Origin of the sequence: Brevibacillus ginsengisoli (assembly GCF_050113715.1) — a bacterium.
GTDB lineage: Bacteria > Bacillota > Bacilli > Brevibacillales > Brevibacillaceae > Brevibacillus_H > Brevibacillus_H ginsengisoli.
Map to the genome: position 1 here is coordinate 413,501 of NZ_JBNJQR010000002.1, position 17,656 is coordinate 431,156.

The 17,656-nt window shown below is 44.9% G+C and carries 15 protein-coding genes; 2 read left to right on the top strand and 13 right to left on the bottom strand.

Features of this window, described 5'->3' with window-relative positions; translation table 11 throughout:
- Positions 1-71 precede the first annotated feature (71 nt).
- From ACQCN2_RS05535 to ACQCN2_RS05565, 7 genes are all read right to left on the bottom strand, one after another.
- On the bottom strand, positions 72-878 hold the full coding sequence (locus ACQCN2_RS05535) for a histidinol-phosphatase (protein WP_426927895.1): 807 nt from the start codon (positions 876-878) through the stop codon (positions 72-74).
- A gap of 176 nt (positions 879-1,054) precedes the next feature.
- The gene (locus ACQCN2_RS05540) at positions 1,055-1,954 is read right to left on the bottom strand and encodes a DMT family transporter (RefSeq protein ID WP_426927896.1); all 900 of its coding nucleotides are present in this window, start codon (positions 1,952-1,954) and stop codon (positions 1,055-1,057) included.
- Positions 1,955-2,250: 296 nt separating this feature from the next.
- Positions 2,251-3,891 (bottom strand): amidohydrolase, encoded by a 1,641-nt coding sequence (locus ACQCN2_RS05545; RefSeq protein WP_426927897.1) that lies wholly within the window; start codon positions 3,889-3,891, stop codon positions 2,251-2,253.
- Positions 3,892-4,201: 310 nt separating this feature from the next.
- The gene (locus ACQCN2_RS05550) at positions 4,202-5,809 is read right to left on the bottom strand and encodes an amidohydrolase (RefSeq protein WP_426927898.1); all 1,608 of its coding nucleotides are present in this window, start codon (positions 5,807-5,809) and stop codon (positions 4,202-4,204) included.
- 49 nt (positions 5,810-5,858) lie between these two features.
- On the bottom strand, positions 5,859-7,340 hold the full coding sequence (locus ACQCN2_RS05555) for a sodium:solute symporter family protein (RefSeq protein WP_426927899.1): 1,482 nt from the start codon (positions 7,338-7,340) through the stop codon (positions 5,859-5,861).
- Positions 7,340-7,537 carry a DUF3311 domain-containing protein gene (locus ACQCN2_RS05560; RefSeq protein WP_426927900.1) on the bottom strand — a complete coding sequence of 66 codons (198 nt, stop codon included), beginning with the start codon at positions 7,535-7,537 and terminating at the stop codon, positions 7,340-7,342. The genes ACQCN2_RS05555 and ACQCN2_RS05560 overlap by 1 nt, the downstream gene beginning before the upstream one ends.
- A gap of 19 nt (positions 7,538-7,556) precedes the next feature.
- A complete protein-coding gene (locus ACQCN2_RS05565) occupies positions 7,557-7,769 on the bottom strand; it encodes a DUF3311 domain-containing protein (RefSeq protein ID WP_426927901.1) in 213 nt (70 codons plus the stop codon).
- Between the two features lie 210 nt (positions 7,770-7,979).
- Between ACQCN2_RS05565 and ACQCN2_RS05570 the strand changes: the two genes are divergently transcribed.
- Together ACQCN2_RS05570 and ACQCN2_RS05575 are read left to right on the top strand one after the other, a co-directional pair.
- A complete protein-coding gene (locus ACQCN2_RS05570) occupies positions 7,980-9,401 on the top strand; it encodes a sigma-54 interaction domain-containing protein (protein WP_426928180.1) in 1,422 nt (473 codons plus the stop codon).
- A 121-nt stretch (positions 9,402-9,522) separates the two neighbouring features.
- A complete protein-coding gene (locus tag ACQCN2_RS05575) occupies positions 9,523-10,110 on the top strand; it encodes a TetR-type transcription factor C-terminal domain-containing protein (RefSeq protein ID WP_426927902.1) in 588 nt (195 codons plus the stop codon).
- 45 nt (positions 10,111-10,155) lie between these two features.
- Here ACQCN2_RS05575 and meaB read toward each other — a convergent pair whose 3' ends face one another.
- The 6 genes from meaB to ACQCN2_RS05605 form a co-directional block, all read right to left on the bottom strand.
- Positions 10,156-11,112, bottom strand: a complete 957-nt coding sequence (gene meaB, locus ACQCN2_RS05580; protein WP_426927903.1) for a methylmalonyl Co-A mutase-associated GTPase MeaB — start codon at positions 11,110-11,112, stop codon at positions 10,156-10,158.
- A 16-nt stretch (positions 11,113-11,128) separates the two neighbouring features.
- Positions 11,129-12,490: a phenylacetate--CoA ligase family protein gene (locus ACQCN2_RS05585; RefSeq protein ID WP_426927904.1), complete on the bottom strand. Its 1,362-nt coding sequence runs from the start codon at positions 12,488-12,490 to the stop codon at positions 11,129-11,131.
- Positions 12,491-12,529: 39 nt separating this feature from the next.
- Positions 12,530-12,922: a cobalamin B12-binding domain-containing protein gene (locus ACQCN2_RS05590; RefSeq protein ID WP_426927905.1), complete on the bottom strand. Its 393-nt coding sequence runs from the start codon at positions 12,920-12,922 to the stop codon at positions 12,530-12,532.
- Between the two features lie 16 nt (positions 12,923-12,938).
- Entirely contained in the window at positions 12,939-14,564 is a 1,626-nt protein-coding gene (locus tag ACQCN2_RS05595) for an acyl-CoA mutase large subunit family protein (RefSeq protein WP_426927906.1), read from the bottom strand.
- 212 nt (positions 14,565-14,776) lie between these two features.
- The gene (locus ACQCN2_RS05600) at positions 14,777-16,387 is read right to left on the bottom strand and encodes an FAD-dependent oxidoreductase (protein ID WP_426927907.1); all 1,611 of its coding nucleotides are present in this window, start codon (positions 16,385-16,387) and stop codon (positions 14,777-14,779) included.
- Positions 16,388-16,420: 33 nt separating this feature from the next.
- Complete coding sequence (locus tag ACQCN2_RS05605; protein WP_426927908.1) at positions 16,421-17,614, bottom strand: saccharopine dehydrogenase family protein; 1,194 nt, start codon at positions 17,612-17,614, stop codon at positions 16,421-16,423.
- Positions 17,615-17,656: the final 42 nt, after the last annotated feature.

Genomic DNA, 17,656 nt, shown 5'->3' on the forward strand with positions numbered 1-17,656 from the left:
CTGCACCTCCATTTGTTGGTCATGTCTAACAATGGGGGTGCAGTTTTTCTATTTTCTATATCTACTCCCTCCTATAAATGTACAAGGAAGCGTTGTTTTTGCCGAAAACACGCCCATTCTGAAAAGCCAATTTCTCTTAAGCGTTTTCTGACCAACTCAAATTCGTCACCCACTCGTTCTGGATCATGGGCATCTGAACCAAAAGTAACTTTCACTCCGTAATACAGTGCCCTTTCCAAAATTTCAACCGATGGATACCAACCACCGCTATCTTTAGTTTTTCCTGAGGTGTTTATTTCAATGGCAATATCACTTTCCGCAATCACCCGTAGCGTTTGCTCAACGGCTTCTGTCTGGATTGACGAAAAAGCAGGATAAAACCCTTTCATTGCATCAATATGTCCGAGAATCTGGAACATCCCGCTGCGGGCTGACTCCTGAATCAGGTTGTAATAGGTCTCTTTGGCTTGGATTTTTTGTTCGTTACTGAGATTGTCCCAACGACCTTTTTTAAATATGCTAATGCCATCTGAAAAATGGACAGAACCAATAATATAATCAAATGGGTATTGATCGAAATGACGCCGATAATCTCCCACATTTTCAGGAAAAAAATCGGATTCCACCCCAAGTAGCACTTCTATTTTCCCATGGTACTCCTCTTTCAGACGTAATACCTCGTCCACATACACTGGAAATTGGCTTTTTGCCATGGCGATCCCCGGAAATGCCTGGTCTTCGCTATAAGAAAAGTAAGGGGAGTGATCGGAAATGCCGATCATATCCAATCCATTTTTAATAGCGGCTTCAATATAGTCCCGAATGTTGCCTCTAGCGTGTCCACAGCGTTCATGATGAGTATGAAAATCAAACTTCATAGGTACCTCCTATTTATCTTTAACTCCTGTCTAAACGTCAAAGCTCCTCTTATACCCTATCATATTTTCCTAATTCCTGAGCAGCCATCCTTCTATCGTGTTCTATCACCGTACATCGAGCGATAGACAAAAATCCCGTACACTCGATATTAGGTTTATGGAAAAAAATCATTCACTCATTCCGCAGATTTGGCAGTCATGGCTGAGGAGCTGAATTCAGTCATATAGATTCCAGTGAGCAAGAGCAAAACGCCAAACAGAATGCTGACGGTCACTGGCTCTCCCCAGATAAGCCAGGAGAAACCGAATGCGAACACTGATTCTAGTGAAAGGATCAGACTCACGCGTATCGGGGTTGTGTAAAGCTGCGCCTGCATCTGAACCATGTAAGCGAGCAGGGTACCGAGGATTAATTCAAACAGATAAGCAAACCAGCCGTAGCCTGATAAAGGTGTCGGTGCCGGCTCAACAAACAGGGCGATGATTAAATCGATCCCCCCTACTGTCGCAAGCTGCACCATGGTGAAAAGCATCGGGTCCAAATCCAGTTCTTTCTCATATGTACGATCAACATACACCGTATGGATGGCAAAAAAGACCGCGCAGACGAGCACCAGCAAGTCCCCCGGGTTCACACCTTGCCAGCTGCCATCCCACGAAAAGAGGCTCAAACCAATAAAAGCGCTGATGCAACCGATGATGGGGCCCTTCTGAATCTGCGTGCGGGACCAAACAAAGTAGAGAAAAGGGACCATCACGACGGACGTGCTCGTAATGACACCCGCTTTACCGGGGGTGGTCATATCAATTCCGAATATTTGAGCCGTAAACGCGCTGCAAAGAAAAATACCGGCGATACTGCCAGTACGTAAGTAGATTCGACTTAGTTGTTTCAACTTTTTCCACTGCCATACTCCTATTAGGATTGCAGCCAGCAGAAAACGCGAACCGGTAAAGAATAAAGGGCTCATCTCCTCTAGCAAGTCTTTGGCCAGCACAAAGGTATATCCCCAACTAATGGCAATCCCTAGCAGAGAAAGGTCGGCAAAAAGCATTCTTTGTCGTGATCCAAACACAATATCATGTCCTTTCAATCATTTACGCGAACCTTCATTTATTACAATGACTAAAATGACTAACAAAATGATTTTATCAATTGTATTTGGTGCAATTCTGGTATGTCAATTAATAATTTTTCTAAATTTTGGATTTTCCTAACCTAAATTGGATTAAGATGTGTCGTTTATAACAAATAACCCACACTATAACTCTGTCAGTGTGGGCGAATTAGGAAATTTCCATTTATGGGGTACTTATACTTTTGATTTGTTTCAGCCGCTTTCTTGTCTAATAATCATTCTTTAGATTTGTATTATCGATCCCTTTCCTTACTGATGTCTCCATCCTCAAACACTATTTTCCCGTCAACCATCGTTATTTTTACGGTTGTTTCTAGAATTTCTTCAGTGGGCACAGCAAACAGATTCCGGTCAAGCACGACGATATCTGCCAATTTTCCTACTTCTAGCGTACCCAGCTCATGTTCTCGAAACGTTCCGTAAGCGGGGATTGCGGTATAGGCTTTTAACGCGTCTGCCAATGAAATGCTTTGTTCGGGATTCCATTCCCGCTCATCACTGTTATCGATGCGAGTGACGGCACGATAAATCTCTGGCATCGGATTTAATCCAACGATAGGAAAATCACTGCTAATCGCAACATTTGCCCCCGTATCCAGGATCGATCGGGTCGCCCAAGCATATTGTCCCCGATCTTCCCCAATAAAATTGATATAGGTTTCCCGATCTGCAGCGTACATATGATCTGGCTGAATGGAAGCGATTACACCCAATTCGTTGAAACGGTGGATGTCATCCGGGTGAATCACCTCGATATGTTCAATCGAATGCCTCGAATCTCGTTTCCCATTTGCCTTTTGCGCCTCTTCAAAAGCGTCCAGTGCTAAGCGGACGGCCCCGTCACCAAGAGCGTGAAACCGAATGCTGAAACCTTCCTTGTCTGCGTCTTTCACCCACTTTTTGATGACGTCTGGAGGAAATGCGGTGTCTCCACAAAATTCTGGTCTGTTCGCATACGGCTCTAGCAGATGAGCTGTGTGGGCTGTTACTACGCCATCGACAAACTGTTTGAGCGCAACGACTCTTAGCATACTGGATTGATAGGTTTCTTTTAACCGCTTGGCCCGATCCAGATCGCTGTTCAATGCTGGCAACAAATGAACCCGAGCGCTCAGACTGCCATTCTCTTCAAATTCTTTAAAAATCCCGTAATCCTCTAATTTCTCATAGACTTCCGTCGCATACAAATCATTCATGGAAGTGATACCTAGACGGGCAGCATGTTGGAAGAAATTTGTAATCATCTTAATTTTCTTTTCTTTAGTTAAATTGTAGGCTCCATCCGTAATCAATGCCATCGCGTGCTCGGAAAGGACTCCGGTTGGTTCTCCATTTTCATCTTTGTAAATGACCCCGAACTGAGGATTTGGCGTGTCTTTGGTAACATTCATCACTTCCAACGCTTTGCTATTTACCCAGGCGTAGTGTCCCTCATTATGGAAGAGAATCGCTGGTCGATCAGGTAGTACCTTATCCAATGACGAGCGGTGCGGCAACTGTTTGTTTTGCCAAAATCCCGCATCCCAGCTAAATCCGATGATCCACTGTTCCTCTGGGCGCGATTCGGCGTATTCCTTCACCATTGCCGCAACTTCCTCTTCAGAGCGAGCCTCATGCAGATAGATGCTGTCGAGAAAGATAGACCCTAAAATAATATGAAGATGAAAATCGTGAAATCCGGGCATAATCAGTTGATCATCAAACTGATATATTTTGGTATCCGGCCCGATCCATGGCTGCATCTCTTCATCAGAGCCGATTGCGGCTATCTTGTTGCCACGAATGGCGATAGAAGAGGCAATCGGCGTATCGCTTAGTCCAGTAAATACTGCGTTGCTGGTAAGAATGACATCTGCTTGTTGTTGCATGGTCATTGACGATCATACTCCTCTTCCATTTTGATTCAATCGAAATTATGCCTCGATACGTTCTCCCCGCTCCAATTCATCGAAGTAGTTCGGTGGGGTTGTAAACCTCTCTTTTTTCCACTGTTTTATCCGACGTTGCTACTTCTTTATATTCTTGGGTCTGTCATCATATGATCAACATCCAGAAAAAACGAGAGAACATTCTGTTTATTTCGATGTCTAAAATCTCCACTCTCTCAAACGAGGCTGCTCCCAAACAGTGGGAAACACTCCTCCTTACATATATAGGGACAGATGTTCCCTAAAAGTTCATTTACTATCTTTGAAATACAATTTCGCCATCAAGAACGGTAAGATCCACCTTAACATCTTGTATTCGCTCCGGTTGAACATCAAGGATCGACTCACTCAGGACAACCAAATCGGCCAGTTTCCCCGTTTCAATACTGCCTTTAATGTCCTCTTCGAAACTGGCATAGGCCCCGTTCCAAGTAAATAGCCTGATTGCCTCCAATAAGTTAATCCGTTGATTGGCTCCAACCACTTGACCTGATGGACTAAGTCGACTCACGGCTCCATAGATTCCTAATAGCGGATTAAATGGGGTAACGGGACTATCCGATCCACCTGCAGCGACAACTCCCCTATCGATAAAGTCTCGAGCAGGATACTGATAATTAACGCGATCTCCATAATGTTTAATATAAGCATCCCCATACTCAAGGAAGAACGCGGGGTTAGGGATTGGCACAACATCCAACTGCTTCATGCGTTCAATTAAATCCGGCATACTTATTCCGGCATGTTCTATGCGGTGCCGATGGTTTGTTCTCGGATGCTTCTTCAATGCTTCTTCAAAACAATTCAGCATCATTTCGATCGCCCGGTCTCCTTGAGCATGTGCCGTAATTTGAAATCCTTTTTCGTGAGCCTCTCCTAAGATATGATTTAATTCTTCTTGGGAATAATATAGAATTCCAGATTCATTCGGATTGCTGTTAAAAGGCTCTCGCATTGCCGCTGTCGGACCGCTGCTGCTTCCGTCCGTAAACACTTTGACAGGGCCGAATCGAAATTTTTCGTCGCCTGAACCAGTTATGTTTCCCGATTCAATGACCTCGATCATTCCTTCATGTGTATCGGATTTATCAAACTTTGCAATCATCGCGTAGACCCGAAGTTTTACTTCTCCGGAGCTAACCGCTTCTTTCAATACCATGATATTGGTACCCCCGGCATCGTGAATACTCGTAATACCGGTTGCAAGCATTTGTTCTGAAGCAAGCGACATTGCCTTTCTTGTTTCTTCCAAGGTGTATTTAAATAACTTCCCCACCATCACAGGTTCCCTGGCGGTTTCATATAAAACGCCCGTTAGCTCTCCATTCTCATCCCGCCCGATTTTTCCGCCCTCAGGGTCGGGAGTCGTTTCCTGAATACCCATTAACTCCAAAGTCTTGCTGTTCACAATCGCAATATGACCACACGCTCGCATAATGACAATCGGATGCTCTGAGGTGATCTGATCTAGTTCTGACTTTGTTGGAAGTCTCTGTTCAGCCATTTGCCTCTCATTGTAACCGAAACCTCTTACGCACTTGCCTTCCGGCGTTTTTTGAGCTTCCTGACGTAATGCTTGTAAGGCATCATGGATTGATGTAATACTTTTTTCTTTAAAATCGACACCATTGTTCCAAGTGCTTGTATATTCGAGGTGAGTATGGGAATCAATAAAACCCGGAAGTAAGCTTCTTCCTTTGAGATCGATAACTTGAGTAGCTTCACCGATCCATTTATCTACTTGTTGGTTGGATCCTACTGCAACAATACGGTTTTCCTTGACTGCGACCGCTTCCGCTACTTCGTTTTGTTTGTTGACAGTAATCACTTGACCGTTCAAAAAAACAAGATCTGCATGATTCATTGGTTAAACCCCTTTCAAAATGTAATTCGATGAGGACTAATTTATAGTTCTAGTAATTTGGGGAAGATACGGTTTCTTTTTTGGCAACGCTTTTGCGAGTAAGCACACTGACTACAAAGGTGATAAACAGATTCACGAAAAGCGCGATAAATCCGGTATTTAAATCTTTCATTGCTTGCGGCAAATCGGGGAACAGTGTCCCAATTGTCGTCTTAGATATTGTCAAATACGCTACGGTCGCTACGCCACATAAAATTCCCCAGGCAGCTCCATATTTATTGACCGGGTTGTTGTTCGGAAGCAAACTACAGATGAGAGCCGGAAATAACTGCGTGATCAAGCTATAAGACATCAGTAACAAGGCGTACAGCGCATTACCTCCATTAAGGACAAAGTAAAGTGAAATCAACGCAACGACCGGAACGGCTAGTTTCGCCACCGTGGCTATGTGCGCCTCGCTGCTTGACTTGGCCAAAGGCTGGTAGATGTTTTTCGCAAATAATGTCCCAATGGTTAGCAGGATAACGGAGGTAGGCACCAGAGCGGTTAGAAGTCCAACCCCGCCGATCACCCCGATGAACCACGGGTCAAAAGTTTTAATAGAAAGCCTTAACAAGGCTAAGTCCCCTTCCGCCCCCTTTAAGCCGGGAACTTGCAGGATGGCAGTAAAGCCTACCAAAAAGACGAAGACAAGCAGCAAGGTGTACAGCGGCATGATCATCGTATTGCGGCGAAACACTTTTTCGCTCTTGGCTGACAACGCTGCGGCAAAAGACCCAGGATGCATGTAAAAACCGACTATCGTCAATAAAACGGTGGAAATAACCCAGCTGACGCTCTGTCCTTTGTCGGGCAGTGTCAGATGACCTGGTTTTGCTGCTTGAACCGCTTCAAACATCGGTTTAATTCCGTCATAGTAGTGATAGGGCAAATAGATCCCCAGAAAAACCACGATCATCACGATTGTGATGTCCTTGATAATTGCCGTCCAAGCGGCGCCATGAATCCCAGAAATCATGACATAGACTGTAACGACTATGGTTCCAATCCACATGGCCAACGTGGGAGAAATCATCCCATAAGAAGTTTCCGATACGATAATACCAAGCCCTTTTAATTGCAGAACCAGCATCGGAACGCCAGCGACCATGCCGACGGCGGCGACCAGCATGCCAAGCGACGAACTTTCATATTTGCTGCGGAAAAAGTCGGAGATCGAGACGAGCCTGTGTTCTTTGGCATACCGCCAAATCGGAGGCAGTAGATAGTAAGAAAAGACATAGGCCAATGTCATGTACGCAAGGACATAATAAGCAGGAGAGCCGACCTGATAAATCATCCCGCTTCCACCAAGGAATGTGAATGTCGTAAAAAACTCGCCTGCAAGCAAAAGAAACACGAAAGCGGTTCCAAAACCACGACCTCCAACGGCCCATTGTTCCAGATTCATTTTTTTGCCCCTGCCAGATCGAATGGCAAGAAAAATAGCCGCGATCAGAAAGGCAAACATAATTAGCATCGTGCTGTTCATCAGACTTCCTCCTCCCGATTTGAAGGATCAATGAAATTGATGATGGCCATCACAGCCGAGGTCAGAATGACCCAAAGCACGATCCAAAAGAGTAAAAACGGCAGCCCTAACACCATTGAGGTGGCCTTGTTTGCAAAAGGGAGCCCGCCCAGCATGCCAATAAAAGGTATCAGTCCCAATACATGAATCGTTTTCATGAGTTACCCCCTTCATCTTTTACCTATTAAGAGAATGAGCGCCAAGATTGGAAATAGTAAACATGACGAGTGAAGCCAAAACAATCCAAAGAACGATCCAAAACAGAGTAAACGGCATTCCCAGTACAAATAGTGATTCTCTGTTGGCAAATAAGGCGGTCCCTCCCAATATTCCGATAAACGGAAGTATAGCCAAATTAATTCCGCGCGGTGCCCTTTTACATTGCAACACTTATGCCAGTATTTAGTATCAAAACGCACTAAAAAAACGTAAAAAATCTTGTCATATTTGCAATATTCACACTATTATTAAGTGTAATGATATAATACCGTTTCAATCGATTCGTTTATGGTTCGTTCTTTTGGCTAATATATCAACTCCCCTTCTCTGTTGAACTGTTTATGGTTCAGTGCTGAATCCATCCTAAGGAGGAAAAATGTGATGCATGACATTCCTGCACCAATTGAAACAAAATATCTCTTGAAAATTTTGGACAGCCTTGAAAGCGGAATTAATATCTGTAACAACGACGGAACAATTATTTGGGTGAATCAGGCTGGCTGCAAAATTTTAAACAAAAGCAGACAAGAGCTGATCGGCAGGAATGTTTTTCACATGAAAAAAGAAGGAGCGTTTACTCCTTCTGTGATTGAGATGGCATTACAAGCCCAACGACCGGTTGCCACTTTGCAAGAAGTAACCGGTGGACATAAGCTGGCGGTAACGGGAGATATCATTTTTGATGAACAGGACAACCCGATTTACTTTATGGCGCAGGGTAACGATATCAGCAATTGGTTAGACAATATTTCTCCGTATCAATGGGAAGAATTACGCCCGATCTTGAATCGGTACATACCGGAAATAAAGAAAGAGAATCCTCGGCCTATCCTTCTCACTGAGGAACAGCCCTTTATCGGACAAAGTAAAGTACACCATTCGCTTGCAGAAATCATGGGAAGAGTAGCGCGTGTGGATTCAACTGTGATCATTACAGGAGAAACCGGAGTTGGCAAAAACGTGGTGGCCAAGCGTATTCACGATTTGAGCGATCGTTACCCTCATCCCTTTGTTCATTTGAATTGCGCAGCCATTCCAGATTCACTTCTCGAATCGGAACTTTTTGGCTACAATAAGGGCGCCTTTACAGGAGCGAATCCAACAGGCAAACCGGGGCTGGTCAAATTAGCCGAAAAAGGAACACTTTTTTTGGATGAAATCAGTGAACTTCCGCTTCATCTACAACCTAAGCTGCTTCATTTATTGCAAGATAAAACCTATATGCCCATTGGCGGATCACATTTAGTAAAAGCTGATGTTCGCATGATCGTAGCGACTAACCGAGATATCGAGGAAATGGTAAAAGAGGGAAAATTCCGAGCAGATCTGTATTATCGTCTCAATATTTTACCTGTTACCATTCCCCCGCTGCGTGAGAGAAAAGAAGATATTGTACCTCTCCTCCACTGCTTTTTACAAAAAAATTACCAGTTGCACAACCTTAAACGCACCTTCTCGAAGGAAGTAATGGACGTCTTGCAACGTTATCCGTGGCCGGGAAATATACGCGAGTTGGAAAATACGGTGGAGCGGCTCGTTATCATGGCAAAAGAGGAACAAATCTCGATTCATGATTTGCCTAAACACTTTCACTCCTCTAATGTGGAAAAAGAGGCTCTGGAGTCTTTGCAAAAAGGCAATACGCTAAGCGATATTCTTGATCATGTGGAAAAAAGTATCATTGAACAAGCGTTCAAGGAACATAAGACTACGCGCAAAACGGCAAAAGTCTTAGGGATTACGCAAACATCGTTGATGCGTCGGTTAGGAAAATACGATATCCGCAACGAAATGAATAGCTAAAGTGGAATCGTCTTTGACACTTTTGAAACGAGTTCAAAAAAATACGAATTATTTAAAAATTGAATGTTATAATATTGTTGGATAGATTGGTCGGCGCTTAGTGATTAAAGGAGGATTTGAAATGGCAACTTTTCGTGAAGAACGGGCACAAGAGAAAAAGCTGACTATATTGAGGACGGCGGCTCAACTTTTTAACGAGAAGGGATATCACGGTACGACAATTGAAGATATAGCCAATCGGATGCGGTTGACCAAAGGAGCCATTTACTATTATGTAAACAGCAAAGATGATTTGCTTTACCAGTGCCACAAAATGATTGCGACTAAGTGTATAGAACAAATCAAGGAAATTGCCGAAAGTGAACTGCCTGTCTCCCAAAAGCTTGAAAAGGCCATTGAGTCCCTAATTCTGAACATTACCGAAGAAAAAGCGGTGTTTAATATTATAAATCGTCCCAGCATGGTATCCGAAGAATTCCGCAATAATGTATTGGAGCAACGAGCGGAATACGAACAATATTTTCAACACATTATTGCAGAAGGTATTGAACAGCGAGCTTTCCATTCGGAGAACCCCACGTTAACGCGATTATTAATGCTGGGCTCGGCCAATTCTATTGCCAATTGGTTTTCGCCGGATGGTTCGTTATCTAGTAAGGAAATCGCCGAATTTTACAGTAAAACATTGGTCAAATCCATCCTGGTATGAACGAGTTAGGATACAATCGCGACTTCCTTCCATGCTTCCACCTCTTCACGTGTCGGTTTGCCCTTTTTCTTGAGGACAAATCCAACGAAACGCGTCCGCGATTTGATCATTTCCTCTCAGGATTCCGTCAATATAGGATTTCCACTCTGCTGAATCTTTCGCCTGTTTAATCAATTGGGATACTGCCTCGTAGACTGATTGTTCCACAAGATATTCAATTTGGACACGTTTGAAAGGCGTCAAACACCCTGTATGTTTCAGAAAGTTGTAGTGGTTTCTTAAACACTCAACCAGTGTCTCGATTCCTTCGCCGGTTTGGGCGACCGTCTTGATGACGGGTATGTCCCATTGGTCTGTTGGGCTTTTTAAATGAAGCATGGATTGAATCGATTGAACCACAGCAGCTGATCCGTCGCGGTCCGCTTTATTGACGACGAAGATTTGTCCGACTTCCAGAATGCCTGACTTGATGGCTTGAATGTCATCGCCTAATCCGGGAGCAAGTACGATCATGGTGGTATGGGCAAACTTGATAATTTCGATCTCTGATTGCCCGATTCCAACCGTCTCCACGAGTATGAAATCGAATCCTGCGGCATCCAAAAGGCTGATCGCATCCCCAGTCGTACGAGAAAGTCCCCCTAAATGCCCATCACTTGAGATACTACGCATGAAAACTCCCGAATCGGATACCGAATCCATCATTCGGATACGATCCCCAAGGATAGCTCCACCACTATACGGACTGGAAGGATCAACTGCCAAAACTCCTACCTTCGCTCCCGATTTTCGAAGTGCTTTGATTAATTGATTGACCAGTGTTGATTTTCCTACTCCAGGTGCGCCTGTTAATCCGATGACATGGGATTTTCCCGTATGCGCTAAAACTTTTTGCGCGATTTCTCTACCGACCGAATCTTCCGCTTCAATATGAGTTAATCCACGTGCAACTGCCCGAAGATCTCCTGCGCATATTCTATACACCCATTCGTCAATATTCATGGTACCCTCTTCCTTATCAAAGAAGTCTTCGGTCTATGACCCGACGCGCCTTTACGTCGAAACGCTCCAGTGTCTGTGGCTCCAATAATTCCAGGTTAAAGCGAATACCGGTTTGGGCGCGCAAATGCTGATGTACCTCGGTATGAAGTCTTGCCATTGCGATTTCCCGTTCATGAGATGGAATGGAACGAATCCAATCCGGATGATATTCAACTTTGACTGTGGCCTCATCCATGTGGGAAACACGTTCAAGCACGATTCTATGCTCATTCCCTAGACCTTCTATCTCCAGCAAACTGCGTTGAACGGCGCTTGGATAGACATTTACTCCACGAATTATCAACATATCATCTAATCTGCCGTACACACCGTTGGGTAGCCGCGGATAGGTCCTTCCACATGCACAAGCCTCAGTGGTTATATGAGATTCGTCCCCGGACCAGAATCGAATCATTGGTTGTCCCTTTCTTTTGAGATGCGTGTAAATGACCCCTCCGCTTGTTCCTTCGGGGACCGCTCGATAAGGATTTTCTTTGTCCACGATTTCCGTGTAGACTTCATCCTGAAGGACATGCATACCATTCTTCTGTGCGCATTCCACATTCGTGGCCCAAGGTGTCATTTCGCTGGTAGTCGCACAGTCCATGACATCAATTCCCCAACCTTCTTCGAGCGATTTTTTGATTCCTGGAATTCCGGCACCCGGTTCACCGATAAAGATTCCGATACGCAGCGGAGAGTTTGATGTGTCATATCCTAATCGTTGGGCCTCGTCCATTAAGCGTAGCGCAAATGTGGGAGTGGTAATCAAGACACTTGACCCAACCTCGTACATGAGGCGAATGTGTCGTTCAGCATTGCCCGCTCCAGGGGTAAACGCGGTTGCGCCGATTCTTTCAACCCCCCACAAGGACCCCCAGCCTCCCATGAACATCCCTAAGTCCGTACTGATTTGAACGACGTCCGTACGTCTGACTCCTGCGGTGAATAAGGCTTGGGCCATCACTTCTCCGATGTACGCAATGTCCTCTTTGGAGAAAAGATAGAAGGTTGGACGCCCTGTTGTGCCGGAAGAGCCATGGATGTGCGCTCCGTCTTCTGGATCAAATCCCAAATAACGTCCGTAGGGGTGGTGTTGTCTCTGTTCCTCTCGCAAAATGTCTTTGGTTAAAATCGGTACCTTTTCCGTAAAATCTTCCAGCGTATTGACCATAGATGGATGGAAGTGATGCTGATCATAAAACTCACGATAAAAAGGCATCTGATGATACACATAGTCAAGTTGTTGCTTAATGTGTGCGAGGATCATCTCGTTGCGCTTGTGGACGGGCATCGTTTCTTTTTCTTTGTCCCAGTATTCATTGATCACGTTTTCCATATATACCCTCCTTATATACATGTAGAATAGAGTGAGTTTCTATTGAATCTGTTCCTCGATAAAGTCTGCAATATCCGTCAAATTGGACCCAGTCCCAAAGATGCGGGTTACCCCGGCATTTAATAGTTGTTCCTGCTCTTCATTGGGAACTACGCCGCCCAGAATCACCAAAATCTCCTGCATTCCTTTTTCTTTTAGCCCCTGTAAAATGCGAGGAACCATAACCAAATGGTTTCCCGAGAGACTTGACAGTCCAAGAACTTGTGCGTCCTCTTGAATAATGGTATCCACAATAGCTTCTGGCAGTTGATTTCCGATGTAAATGACGTCCATCCCTCGTTCAACCAAATAGCGACTTACCATAACCGCTCCACGATAATGAGAGTCTAAACCCATCTTCGCCATAACGACCCGAATTTTTCGTTCTTTCACTTATGTCACCTCCCAACTAGAATAATGGCTGATGCCAGCCCCCATGTAGCTCCCGAAAAACATTGGAACATTCGCCTACCGTAGCTCCTGCCTTGACTGCTTCAATTAGAAATGGGATGGTATTTTCATTGTGTTGAACAGCAGCGCGAAGCTGTGCAATTGCATGAGTAACTTGTGTCTGATTTCTCGAATGGGCATTTTTTTCAATCTTCGCGGTTTGTTTGGACAGAGTTTCCGGAACCTTGAACGTTCCAACTTCGATAGGAGCGCTTTCTGTGAAACAATTCACCCCTACCACCTTGCGTTTACCCTGGCTGATCGCCCTTTCACGTTCATACGAGGTCTGAATCAGTTCGTTGTGAACCCATCCTTGCTCGACCGCTTTCACAAGTCCGCCAAGCTTCTCGATCTGAAGGAGGTATTCTTCTATTTTTTCTTCCATCGCTTTCGTAAGGCTTTCAACATAATAGGATCCTCCTAAGGGATCAACCGTTTTGGTGACGCCTGTTTCTAGAAGAAGGATCTGTTGTGTTCGTAGTGCCGTGATCGCAGATGCTTCCGTTGGGATACAAATCGCTTCATCGTAGGCACTCACATGGAGACTTTGCGCGCCTCCCAAAACAGCAGCCAATGAATGGAAGCTGCTTCGGATGACGTTGTTCAATGGTTGTTGGGCAGTTAGAGCGGAACCTGATGTTTGGACATGAAAGCGAAGCATTGAACTACGCGGATTGTTTGGTTGAAATCGTTCCTGGAATAAACGAGAGTAAATCCTTCGAGCGGCACGGAATTTAGCAATTTCTTCAAAAAAGTCATTATCTGAACTGAAAAATGAAGAAAGACGAGGTGCGAACTGATCAATCTCACATCCGCGACAGATCATATCGTTGGAAGTCTCAAGCGCGTTCGCAATCACCAGAGCGGCCTCCTGAACAGCATTAGCTCCCGCTTCCCGGTAGTTATAGCCTGTAAAGCTGATCGGATTCCATTTGGGAACATGTCTGGTACAAAACTCGACGACATCCATTGAAAGCTTGAAGGAAAAACTGGGCTGAAGAGTGTTGGGAGCTGTAAGAATAACGGTTTCCATCATAAAGTCGTTTTGCAGAGTGCCTTGTAAATCGTTCAAGGAGTAACCCCTTCGCTGTGCCGCCGCCAAAAACATAGCAAAAATCACGCCCGCGGCAACGGGATGTGATAAAACTAGAGAAACACTTGTCTGATTTAACGGTATTCCTTCAAATAACGCTAACATGTCATCCAAGGTATCGATCGCCACTCCACCTTGCCCAACATCCCCTTCGGCAAAAGGGTGATTGCTATCATATCCTCGATTCGTTGGAAAATCGAATACACAATTGATACCGGTGGCTCCCTGTTCAAGCAAAAGCCGGAAACGCTGGTTGGTATCCTCCGGGGTCGCAAAACCCGCAAGCTGTCTTATGGTCCATGTTCGGCTTCTGTACATGTTGGGATGAATGCCTCGGGTATACGGATATTCACCCGGTTGTCCCAATAGAGTCGAATCCTCTTGGGCTATGTCTGATGGCGTGTAGTAAGGTTTAATCGGAATGCCTGATTCCGTGACATAATCTGAGCGAGACTGTTCATCAATTGAATTCTGGTTTGAATGTATAGACATTTCGTTCCTCCTAACGTTTGGATTAAAAACAACGGGTATTTTTTTGACTCTTTGTTTAAATGTTTATTGTAGGACTGGATGGATTATGTTATCGATTCATGTTGAAATATTCGGATTGCTACCAAAAAGAAACAGGCTCGCAGTGGAGCCTGTCAAATCGAGTGAATCTTAAGTTCCTATCCTGACGTAAGTTCTATCCTGACTGATGGATATCAGTAGTTGGCCACCGCTTTTTGACTGGCAAGGATTTGCTGTACAGCACGTTCCGCAGACTCCACCGCACCATTCAAAAAACCGTAGTATTTAAGGGCGGTATGTTCACCTACAAAGAAGCAGTTTCCCTCCTGTTCAGCCTGAACACCGTAAAAGCTTGTGTATTGACCGACCCCATAATAGGAAAAGGAGCCTTTCGTCCATTTATAGCCGTACCAGTTGTCTACTGTGGCAATTCCGTTCCACTTTTCTTTGGCTCCAGGCATGTTCGGTTCTAGCTGACCCAGAAACCTTTGTGTTAGCTGCTCTGTTGTACTTTCCCCAAACGTTTTGGCATATTCTCCGCCAGTATAGTTGACAAGAATCCCCGGTTTCCCGTTTTGTGAACGAGTAACCTCCCAAGAAGTCTGAAAATCAACTTCTAATACAGCCCCAGTCTGCCCTTGTTTTCTCCAGTACCGATCTTTAAATTGGACGTTCAGCTTGGAGCAGGCGCCAAATCCCATTTCACGGATGGCCTTTACTTTCAGCTTGGAGAAACCAGCACGGTTGAAATCGACAGACGACCGCAAGATGGAAAAGGGCAACGCCAACACGACTTGATCCGCTTTCACTTCTTTTGTTATGGATTTGTTTTGGAAGGTTAGCAGGTATGTTCCGTCCGTCTCCCTTTTAATAGCGACAAGCTCATGCTCCGTCTGGATTTGCCCGCTTAATAAATCTGCCATCCGAGTCGCAATCTGATCGTTTCCGCCGCGTACATGGTATCGTTCATCCGAACTGCCAGTGACAGAAAACTCATCAGCACTAGGGCACGAAGCCAATGTGAAGATCAGATACAATGCGCTTTGTTCTTCAATCTCTGCTGCGCCATCCGCTGTAAAACTCAAATTAAGCAATTGCCCCATTCTGGATTGAAGTCCACCGGGCACATTTTTTTTGATCCAGTCCGCTATCGACATTTGGTCCAATTCCCAAGCTCTTTTGGTGTAATTCTGGTAGGTGACATCACCAGCGTCGGTTGCGTCTTTCTGAATGATTGGCCAAATTTGCTTGAAGTCTTCCGTCATTTCCTGGAACGTGTAAGGAGCTTGATTAATATAGCACATATCTTCCGTTCCATTCTGTTCACCTTTGTACGTATCGTCCAGCTTCAAACCAAGCTCCGCCGCCAAGTTTCTGATCTGGGTATGTTCTGTATCGATTAGTTCTCCACCGTGTTCGGCAATTTGGCCATCCGCAAAATCGTCTCGTCGGGTATAACATCTCCCACCGACACGCTTGGCTGCCTCGTACACGTCCGCGATGATTCCTTTTTGCTTTAATCGGTAAGCGACTGTAAGACCTGCCAAGCCAGCTCCGACAACCACGATTTTATTCTTGTTAGAAAATTCTGAATCTGCTTTTGCCACAGCTGCACCCAAATTCCAAAACATACTGGTGGATGCTGTTGCCGCAGCGACCATCGCGGTACCTTTTAAAAAAGCTCTGCGCGAAATGGACTTTTCCATCCTTTCCTGAATCACCTGATCTACTGGCACATCTCGTTCATGCGCTTCACGTGCGATTGAAACTGCGTTCATTATTTTTTGTCCTAATAATGATCTCATGTGTTGGCTCTCCTTTTATGGAAGGTTGCTTTTCTAAATTTGCTGTATAAAATTAGCGAAAACGCGAATATCTCTTTTGGCAAGCTCCGCGAAGTAAATTTGGGGATCGATGACAGCTTCCGACGCAAAAAATCCCTTTTCCTTGATTTGTCCCGATGCCAGCATTCGGGTGGTAACCGCTGCCGGAAACCCGACCGAGAAAACCCCTTGAGACATATGCGGCCACTTGGCATACGGAGAAATCACGCAATCCATGATGTATGAACAGCTTTGTCCCGCCTTTTCACCTTGCACCTCGACGCGCAACGCTTTATGATCATCATGCTTGAAAGGGACGTCTGATTGAGTCATTAGTGCCTGATCCTCTGTCTTTTTCAGGACGGCCGCCAATACTTGACGAGGAATCACTTGCTGGCCCTTTACCTCCACCGGTTGATCGCTGCCCATGCCGATTTTCACTAGAAACTTGAGCTTTTCTTCAAAAACGCGAGGCAAAGACAACTTGAAGGAAACTTCCTGAATTCCTTTGTCTTTAAAGTATATGGGCATGGTCGCTACTTCTGAATGAATTGTATGGATGACCGTTTGTCTTCCGATTGGCGCGGGAAAATCAATCTCTTCCGCACCGGAGAACGGTTCCAGCTCAATAAACTGACCTTCCTTGAATTCATAGGAATTCATGATAAATTCGTCCAGTAAGGTTTCGATGGCATATGGCGGAGTAAAGCTCGTGTCATCCAGGTTAAAATTAACGATTCCATCTCGAATCTTCACCGATCGAACCTGGTCCAACTGATCGTACGCATACCTCGCCATGACATTCACGATGCCAGGCGCACTTCCGGAACCAACAATGCCAGTAATGCCTGCTTGTTGAAATTCATCATGCATGTCAAGCTGCTTTCGCGCCCAATGAAATAATCCGCCAAAATCGGTATAGTGCGTTCTCGACTCGATGCAAGCTTGCATGACCTTCAGGTTAAAGTGGTGTGAGCTCCCATTCAGGCACGCGTCATACCCATCCAGTGTTCGCACCAGCTCGTCGTGATTGTTTAAATCAATTTGCTGGATCAACACTTTATCTGAATTAAGGAAGGATTCTCTCTTCTTTAGCGCTTCCATATTCATATCAGCTAACAAAACCTTGGTAATCGATTCATGTTCAACAAAATCCTGAATGGCTCCTAAGGAAACCTTACCGGCCCCACCTAAGACAGCGATCTTCATCAAGTTTCTCCCCCTGTTTTTTGTTCTCTGCTTGAAATACGG

Bases quoted from the DNA above. Each gene is read 5' to 3' on its own strand.
- ACQCN2_RS05535 (WP_426927895.1), bottom strand. From the start codon at position 878: ATGAAGTTTGATTTTCATACTCATCATGAACGCTGTGGACACGCTAGA.
- ACQCN2_RS05545 (WP_426927897.1), bottom strand. From the start codon at position 3,891: ATGACCATGCAACAACAAGCAGATGTCATTCTTACCAGCAACGCAGTA.
- ACQCN2_RS05550 (WP_426927898.1), bottom strand. From the start codon at position 5,809: ATGAATCATGCAGATCTTGTTTTTTTGAACGGTCAAGTGATTACTGTC.
- ACQCN2_RS05555 (WP_426927899.1), bottom strand. From the start codon at position 7,340: ATGAACAGCACGATGCTAATTATGTTTGCCTTTCTGATCGCGGCTATT.
- ACQCN2_RS05560 (WP_426927900.1), bottom strand. From the start codon at position 7,537: ATGAAAACGATTCATGTATTGGGACTGATACCTTTTATTGGCATGCTG.
- ACQCN2_RS05570 (WP_426928180.1), top strand. From the start codon at position 7,980: ATGCATGACATTCCTGCACCAATTGAAACAAAATATCTCTTGAAAATT.
- ACQCN2_RS05575 (WP_426927902.1), top strand. From the start codon at position 9,523: ATGGCAACTTTTCGTGAAGAACGGGCACAAGAGAAAAAGCTGACTATA.
- meaB (WP_426927903.1), bottom strand. From the start codon at position 11,112: ATGAATATTGACGAATGGGTGTATAGAATATGCGCAGGAGATCTTCGG.
- ACQCN2_RS05585 (WP_426927904.1), bottom strand. From the start codon at position 12,490: ATGGAAAACGTGATCAATGAATACTGGGACAAAGAAAAAGAAACGATG.
- ACQCN2_RS05595 (WP_426927906.1), bottom strand. From the start codon at position 14,564: ATGTCTATACATTCAAACCAGAATTCAATTGATGAACAGTCTCGCTCA.
- ACQCN2_RS05600 (WP_426927907.1), bottom strand. From the start codon at position 16,387: ATGAGATCATTATTAGGACAAAAAATAATGAACGCAGTTTCAATCGCA.
- ACQCN2_RS05605 (WP_426927908.1), bottom strand. From the start codon at position 17,614: ATGAAGATCGCTGTCTTAGGTGGGGCCGGTAAGGTTTCCTTAGGAGCC.